Source organism: Aeromonas sp. QDB18 (genome assembly GCF_027705325.1).
Classification (GTDB): domain Bacteria; phylum Pseudomonadota; class Gammaproteobacteria; order Enterobacterales; family Aeromonadaceae; genus Aeromonas; species Aeromonas caviae.
The window spans coordinates 1-518 of the sequence record NZ_JAPDBQ010000370.1 but is presented as its reverse complement, the minus strand read 5'-3'; the positions used below and the strand labels follow the sequence as shown (position 1 = coordinate 518).

General features: G+C 51.9%; 1 protein-coding gene. It reads right to left on the bottom strand.

Going from position 1 to position 518, the window contains the following annotated elements:
- Positions 1-61: 61 nt before the first annotated feature.
- Positions 62-430, bottom strand: a complete 369-nt coding sequence (locus tag OKC30_RS21395) for a prepilin-type N-terminal cleavage/methylation domain-containing protein (RefSeq protein ID WP_160837329.1) — start codon at positions 428-430, stop codon at positions 62-64.
- Positions 431-518 lie beyond the last annotated feature (88 nt).

Sequence of the window (518 nt, the reverse complement as noted above, 5' to 3'; positions counted from 1 at the left end):
ACTATCTGGACACTGTGCTCGCAGCTGGCCTGCAAAAACTCTCTGAAATTTAACAGGATGTTCACGCTCTCACCCTGTATACCCCTCTGGCTCCACTTGCCTCCGCCAACGTATCGCCTGCTGCTGAAGAGATATTTATTCTGTCCGTATTGGAATTTACAATGGCAGATGCCAAAGCGCTATTTGCTGCATCCACGCACTCGGCACCTGCGCCAGCGGTGCTTGTGTCAATATCTGCAGGTGCAACATCCAACCCTTGAGCACATACCTCAAAGGCCGTCTTTGCGGGACCAGCAGCGGCTATAACCTCCGAAAACTTCGCTCGAAGTGTATAAGTCTGATACGCCGGCAAGGCGATAGCGGCGAGGATGGCGACTATCGCAACGACGATCATCAATTCGATTAGCGTAAACCCTGACTGTCTTTTCATGTCAAATATCCTTTCCTGATTACCCATGACCCTCAGCCAGCTTCAAGAGCCGATATGGCATCGGAGGGCTTGCCACGACTGCATGCCC